Genomic DNA, 6,213 nt, shown 5'->3' with positions numbered 1-6,213 from the left:
GGGCAAGCCCGCTCCCACGCGCCGCTCCCATTACCCTCTGGAGAGGTGTTACAGGATGTAGCGCGACAGATCTTCGTTCTGCGCCAGCTCACCGAGGTGGCTGTTCACATACGCGGCATCGATGCGAATCGGCGCTTCGTCATGCGCGCTGGCCAGGTCGCCAGCACTGAACGACACCTCTTCGAGCAAACGCTCGAGCAGGGTGTGCAGGCGACGCGCACCGATGTTCTCGGTCTTCTCGTTGACCTGATAGGCAATCTCGGCCAGACGCTGGATGCCGTCGCCGACGAACTCGATGTTGAGGCCTTCGACCTTGAGCAGCTCGCGATACTGTTCGGTCAGCGAGGCATGCGGCTCTTGCAGGATGCGCTCGAAGTCGCCCGGGGTCAGTGCCTTGAGTTCAACGCGAATCGGCAGACGGCCTTGCAGCTCCGGCACCAGGTCGCTCGGCTTGCTCAGGTGGAACGCGCCAGAAGCGATGAACAGGATGTGGTCGGTCTTGACCATGCCCAGCTTGGTGTTGACGGTGCAGCCTTCGATCAGCGGCAGCAGGTCGCGCTGCACGCCTTCACGGGAGACGTCGGCGCCGCCAACATTGCCACGCTTGGCAACCTTGTCGATTTCGTCGATGAACACGATACCGTGCTGCTCGACCGCTTCCAGGGCCTTGGCCTTGAGCTCTTCTTCGTTGACCAGACGGCCCGCTTCTTCTTCGCGGACCATCTTCAGCGCTTCCTTGACCTTGAGCTTGCGTGCTTTGCGCTTGCCCTTGCCCATGTTGGCAAAGAGGCTTTGCAGCTGGTTGGTCATCTCTTCCATGCCGGGTGGCGCGGCGATTTCGACGCCCATGGATTCGGCGACTTCGATCTCGATTTCCTTGTCGTCCAGCTGGCCTTCGCGCAGGCGCTTGCGGAACAGCTGACGGGTGTTGGAGTCGCTGCTCGACTGCGAAGCTTCTTCGGCGAAGCTGCTGGCGCTGCGCGCCTGTGGCAGCAGGGCGTCGAGGATACGGTCTTCGGCGGCGTCTTCGGCGCGGTGGCGCACGCGAATGATTTCCTGCTCGCGGAGCATCTTCAGCGCAGCGTCGGCCAGGTCACGGATGATCGACTCGACATCACGGCCAACGTAGCCGACTTCGGTGAACTTGGTCGCTTCGACCTTGATGAACGGCGCGTTGGCCAGCTTGGCCAGGCGACGGGCGATTTCGGTCTTGCCGACGCCGGTCGGGCCGATCATCAGGATGTTCTTCGGCGTCACTTCAGCGCGCAGCTCGGCAGGCAGCTGCATGCGCCGCCAGCGGTTGCGCAGAGCGATGGCCACAGCGCGCTTGGCGTCTTCCTGGCCGATGATGTGGCGGTTGAGTTCGTGGACGATCTCGCGGGGGGTCATGGACATGATCAATGTGGTCCTTGGGCGCAGTGGGTCAGCGTGGGAAAGCCCAACCACCGGGGTTGGGCGCCAAGACAGCTGATCACTCGGCCAGGTCCTGCTCCTCGATGGTCAGGTTGTGGTTGGTGAACACGCAGATGTCGCCAGCGATATTCAGGGCGGTCTCGGCGATTTCGCGGGCCGAGAGGTCGGTCTTGTTCAGCAGCGCGCGGGCAGCGGCCTGGGCGAAGGCGCCGCCGGAGCCCATGGCGATCAGGCCATCTTCCGGTTCGACTACATCACCATTGCCGGTGATGATCAGCGAGGCGTCCTTGTTGGCCACTGCCAGCATGGCTTCCAGGCGGCTCAGGGAGCGGTCGGTACGCCATTCCTTGGCCAGCTCGACGGCGGCGCGGACCAGGTGGCCCTGGTGTTTTTCCAGTTGGCCTTCAAAGCGCTCGAACAGGGTGAAGGCATCGGCGGTGGCACCGGCGAAGCCGGCGATGACCTGGCCGTGGTACAGGCGACGAACTTTTTTCGCGTTGCCTTTCATCACGGTGTTGCCGAGGGAAACCTGGCCGTCGCCCGCCATGACGACTTTGCCGTGGCGGCGGACTGAAACGATGGTAGTCAAGGGAGAGTCTCCACGCAGCGGGGCGAAAATGCCTGATGCAGACTCATATGGGGGGAGGGGGGAAGAATTTCAACCGGGGAGGATGAATGGTCGACTAAGGCAGGCGTAGGGTCGTCGGTGCTTTGCCCACTCACTATGGATTGAGTAGGCCGCTTTGGGGCCGCGCTGCGGCCCTTCGCGGGCAAGCCCGCTCCCACAGGTACCGCGCCGTCCATGAGAGCAGCGCTCACCCTGTGGGAGCGGGCTTGCCCGCGAAGGGCCGCAGCGCGGCCCCATCAATGGATCAGGCCTCGTGGCAGACGTGGCCATCGACCAAGGTATAACGCACCGCACTCGGTAGGCAGTGGCCGATGAACGGGCAGTTCTCGCCGCGTGACAGCCATTGTTCGCCAGCTACGGTCGATGCCTTTGGATCGAACAGCACCAGGTCCGCCGCACCGCTGACCTTCAGCTCACCGGCCGGCAGACGCAGCGCCTGCGCCGGGCCTGCGGTCAGGCGTGCGAGCAGGGTCGGCAGATCGAGCAAGCCGTCTTCGACCAGGGTCATCGCCAGCGGCAGCAGCAGCTCGACACTGCTGATACCCGGCTCGGTAGCGCCGAACGGCGCCAGCTTGGCATCGCGCTCGTGCGGTTGGTGATGGCTGGAGATCGCCTGAATAACCCCCGACTTGACCGCTGCACGCAGACCGTCACGGTCGGCCGCAGTGCGCAGCGGTGGCTGCACGTGGTACAGGCTGGAGAAATCACGCAGCGCCTCGTCGGTGAGGATCAGCTGGTACAGCGCCACATCGGCCGTCACCGGCAGGCCAAGCTCTTGCGCCTGGGCGATCAGCCGCGCGCCACGGGCGCTGGTGATCTGGGTGAAGTGCGCGCGCACGCCGGTCTGCTCGACCAGCAGCAGGTTGCGCGCCAGGGCCACGGTTTCGGCACTTTCCGGAATCCCCGGCAGGCCGAGGAAGCTGGCCATGGCGCCTTCATGGGCCAGGCCGCCGTGCGACAGGTCGCGATCCTGCGAGTGAAAGACCACGGTCAGGTCGAAAGTCGCGGCGTATTCCAGGGCGCGGGCCAGGGTGCGGTTGTTGGGGATTTCCTTCAAACCGTTGCCGAATGCCACGCAACCGGTGTCGCGCAGGGCGACCAGTTCGGCCAGTTGCTCGCCTTCCAGGCCCTTGGTCAGGGCGCCGATCGGGTAAACCTTGCTGTTGCCGGCCTCGCGGGCGCGGTCCAGCACCAGTTCGGCGACCGCCGAGGTGTCCAGCACCGGGCGGGTCTGCGGCGGGCAGCACAGGCTGGTGACGCCACCGGCGACTGCGGCGCGGGTTTCGCTGGCGATGTTGCCCTTGCGGCTGTAGCCCGGCTCGCGCAGGGATACATCGAGGTCGACCAGGCCAGGGGCTGCTACCAGGCCGTCGGCCTGGATCGTGCGGCTGGGGTTGAAGCCGGCAGGGGCGGCGCCTAGGGCAACGATCCGGCCGTTTTCCAGGTGCAGGTCGGTGATGGTGTCCAGGCCGCTGCTGGGGTCAATCACCCGGGCGCCAAGAATGCTGATACTCACAGGGCGTTCTCCAGGTCCAGTAGTCGTTGCGCGTTCTGTCCGCTCATGGCCATCGACAGCACGGCCATGCGTACGGCAATGCCGTAGGTGACCTGGTTGAGGATCACCGAGTGTTGGCCGTCGGCCACGGCCGATTCGATTTCCACGCCGCGGTTGATCGGGCCAGGGTGCATGACGATGGCATCCGGCTTGGCTCCGGCCAGGCGTGCGGTGGTCAGGCCGAACAGGCGGTAGAACTCACCTTCGCTGGGCAGCAGGCCGCCGGCCATGCGTTCACGCTGCAGGCGCAGCATGATCACCACGTCGACGTCCTTGAGGCCTTCGGCAAGATCGGTGTAGACCTTCACCCCGTATTGCTCGATGCCTACTGGAATCAGGGTCTTCGGGCCGATCACGCGGATGTCCGGGCAACCCAGAGCCTTGAGCGCGAGCATGTCCGAGCGGGCTACGCGCGAATGCAGGATGTCGCCGACGATGGCCACCGAGAGGTTCTCGAAGCTGCCCTTGTGGCGACGAATGGTGAGCATGTCGAGCATGCCCTGGGTTGGGTGCGCGTGGCGGCCGTCGCCGCCGTTGATCACTGCCACATCCGGGCAGACGTGTTCGGCGATGAAGTGCGCCGCGCCAGAGTCGGAATGGCGCACGACGAACATGTCGGCGGCCATCGCTTCAAGGTTGCGCAGGGTGTCGAACAGGGTCTCGCCTTTGCTGGTCGAAGAGGTCGACACGTTCAGGCTGATGACGTCGGCCGACAGCCGTTGGGCGGCCAGTTCAAAGGTGGTGCGGGTGCGGGTCGAGTTCTCGAAGAACACGTTGCACACGGTCTTGCCGCGCAGCAACGGGACTTTCTTGACGGCCCGGGCGCCGACTTCGAGGAACGAGTCGGCAGTGTCGAGGATCTCGGTGAGCAGTTCGCGAGGCAAACCGTCGAGCGAGAGGAAGTGGCGCAGCTGGCCCTGATCATTGAGCTGCAGCGGGCGCTTGGCGTCGAATGGCGTCATCGCGGGGGACTCTTAAAGGGCGGAAGCGGTGGCGAGGTCCTGGCGCTCGAGGGCGAGCGGTGCGGGTCCGGTCAATTTTACCCGCTCATGGGCGGCCAGCGACAGGGTGGCACCGAGCACATTGGGACGGATCGGCAATTCGCCGGCATCCAGGTCCAGCAGGCAGACCAGGGTGACACTGGCGGGGCGGCCATAATCGAACAGTTCGTTGAGCGCGGCGCGAATGGTGCGACCGCTCATCAGCACGTCATCGACCAGCACCAGGTGCTGGCCTTCGACTTCGAAGGGCAACTCGGAGGGACGCACCTGCGGGTGCAAGCCATTCTGGCTGAAATCATCGCGGTAGAACGACACGTCGAGGGTGCCCAGCGGGCTTGTGTCGGCCAGCTCCTGTTGCAGGGCCTGGGCTACCCACACGCCACCGGTACGGATGCCGATGAAGCGTGGCTCGGCAATGGCGCGGCGGGCCAGGTGGGCGCGTAGGTCGACGGCCATCTGCCGGATCAGCTCGGCGGGATTGGGTAGGCTCATTGCGTGCTCCTCGGGGCGCCGGGTTGGCCCGGCGGCAAAGCGAATGAAGGAATTAGGTGTTGGCCTCCAGCCAGCCCTGCAACAGCAGCGCTGCGGCGATGGCGTCGACCGGATTGTCACGGTAGCTGCCGCGCTGGCCGCCACGGGCCATGCGCTCGCCCTTGGCTTCGAAGGTGGTCAGGCGTTCGTCGTGGGTGTGCACCGGCAGGTTGTAGCGCCCGTGCAAGCGATTGGCGAATTTTTGCGCGCGGGCGCTCATGTCGCTGGGCGTGCCGTCCATGTTCAATGGCAGGCCGACGACGATGGCATCGGGCTTCCATTCTTTGATCAGTTTTTCTACCTGGGCCCAGTCGGGGATGCCGTCCTGGGCTTTGAGGGTGCACAGCTCGCGGGCTTGGCCGGTGATCACCTGGCCCACCGCGACGCCGATCTGTTTGGTGCCGTAGTCAAAACCCAGCAGCAGGCGTAGCTCGCTCATCAGGCGTGGCCCGCCTGGCTGGTCAGCAGGCTGAGGTTGATCCCCAGCAGTGCAGCGGCAGCTTCCAGGCGCTGCTCGCTGGCCAGGCCAAAGATGATCTCGGCATCGAACGGGCAGTTGAGCCAGGCGTTGTCGGCCAGCTCAGCTTCCAGTTGACCTGCTTCCCAGCCGGCGTAACCCAAGGTAATCAGGCTCTGTTTCGGCCCGTTGCCTTCAGCGATGGCGAACAGCACATCCTGCGAGGTGGACAGCGACAGGCCGTCGAGCTCGATGGTGGCCTGGAAGCTGCGCTCCGGGGTGTGCAGGACGAAGCCACGGTCGGTTTGGACCGGGCCACCTTGGTAGATCGGGATCTGCAGGGTGCTGGCAGGCGCCTCATCGTCGGGGCGCAATTGCTCGAGGATGTCGGCCAGGTTCAGCTCCTGGGGCCGGTTGACCACCAGGCCCATGGCGCCATTGGCGTTGTGCTCGACGATGTAGGTCAGGGTCTGGGCAAAGTTCGGATCGGCCATGTGCGGCATGGCGATCAGGAACTGATGCTTGAGGTAACTCGGCGTGAGGGTTTTCATGGGGGATAGTGTGGCGCCAGGTGGCGAGACTGACAAGGTGCTGCACAGTGTCTGCAGTCCCGACCGCACACTGTCGT

At 64.8% G+C, this 6,213-nt stretch carries 7 protein-coding genes; all 7 read right to left on the bottom strand.

The window, feature by feature from the left end; all coding sequences use genetic code 11:
• Nucleotides 1-48: 48 nt before the first annotated feature.
• Nucleotides 49-1,395, bottom strand: coding sequence for an ATP-dependent protease ATPase subunit HslU (gene hslU, locus AAZU54_RS23370; RefSeq protein WP_186557363.1), 1,347 nt, complete (start codon nt 1,393-1,395; stop codon nt 49-51).
• Between the two features lie 76 nt (nt 1,396-1,471).
• Nucleotides 1,472-2,002, bottom strand: coding sequence for an ATP-dependent protease subunit HslV (gene hslV, locus AAZU54_RS23365; protein ID WP_158458616.1), 531 nt, complete (start codon nt 2,000-2,002; stop codon nt 1,472-1,474).
• A 283-nt stretch (nt 2,003-2,285) separates the two neighbouring features.
• A complete protein-coding gene (locus AAZU54_RS23360) occupies nt 2,286-3,557 on the bottom strand; it encodes a dihydroorotase (RefSeq protein ID WP_434727736.1) in 1,272 nt (423 codons plus the stop codon).
• Entirely contained in the window at nt 3,554-4,558 is a 1,005-nt protein-coding gene (locus AAZU54_RS23355; RefSeq protein WP_186557365.1) for an aspartate carbamoyltransferase catalytic subunit, read from the bottom strand. Before AAZU54_RS23355 ends, AAZU54_RS23360 begins: the two co-directional genes overlap by 4 nt.
• A gap of 12 nt (nt 4,559-4,570) precedes the next feature.
• Nucleotides 4,571-5,089: a bifunctional pyr operon transcriptional regulator/uracil phosphoribosyltransferase PyrR gene (pyrR, locus tag AAZU54_RS23350; protein WP_186557366.1), complete on the bottom strand. Its 519-nt coding sequence runs from the start codon at nt 5,087-5,089 to the stop codon at nt 4,571-4,573.
• Between the two features lie 52 nt (nt 5,090-5,141).
• Nucleotides 5,142-5,567, bottom strand: a complete 426-nt coding sequence (gene ruvX, locus AAZU54_RS23345) for a Holliday junction resolvase RuvX (protein WP_264236677.1) — start codon at nt 5,565-5,567, stop codon at nt 5,142-5,144.
• Nucleotides 5,567-6,136, bottom strand: a complete 570-nt coding sequence (locus AAZU54_RS23340; protein ID WP_186557367.1) for a YqgE/AlgH family protein — start codon at nt 6,134-6,136, stop codon at nt 5,567-5,569. Before AAZU54_RS23340 ends, ruvX begins: the two co-directional genes overlap by 1 nt.
• Nucleotides 6,137-6,213 lie beyond the last annotated feature (77 nt).

The organism is Pseudomonas sp. Je.1.5.c, assembly GCF_051129895.1.
Taxonomy (GTDB): domain Bacteria; phylum Pseudomonadota; class Gammaproteobacteria; order Pseudomonadales; family Pseudomonadaceae; genus Aquipseudomonas; species Aquipseudomonas urmiensis.
The sequence above is the reverse complement of the archived record's forward strand: the minus strand, read 5'-3'. Positions and strand labels throughout refer to the sequence as shown.

Excerpts from the sequence above, each read along its gene's own strand:
- hslU (WP_186557363.1), bottom strand. The coding sequence starts at position 1,395 with ATGTCCATGACCCCCCGCGAGATCGTCCACGAACTCAACCGCCACATC.
- AAZU54_RS23355 (WP_186557365.1), bottom strand. The coding sequence starts at position 4,558 with ATGACGCCATTCGACGCCAAGCGCCCGCTGCAGCTCAATGATCAGGGC.
- pyrR (WP_186557366.1), bottom strand. The coding sequence starts at position 5,089 with ATGAGCCTACCCAATCCCGCCGAGCTGATCCGGCAGATGGCCGTCGAC.
- ruvX (WP_264236677.1), bottom strand. The coding sequence starts at position 5,567 with ATGAGCGAGCTACGCCTGCTGCTGGGTTTTGACTACGGCACCAAACAG.
- AAZU54_RS23340 (WP_186557367.1), bottom strand. The coding sequence starts at position 6,136 with ATGAAAACCCTCACGCCGAGTTACCTCAAGCATCAGTTCCTGATCGCC.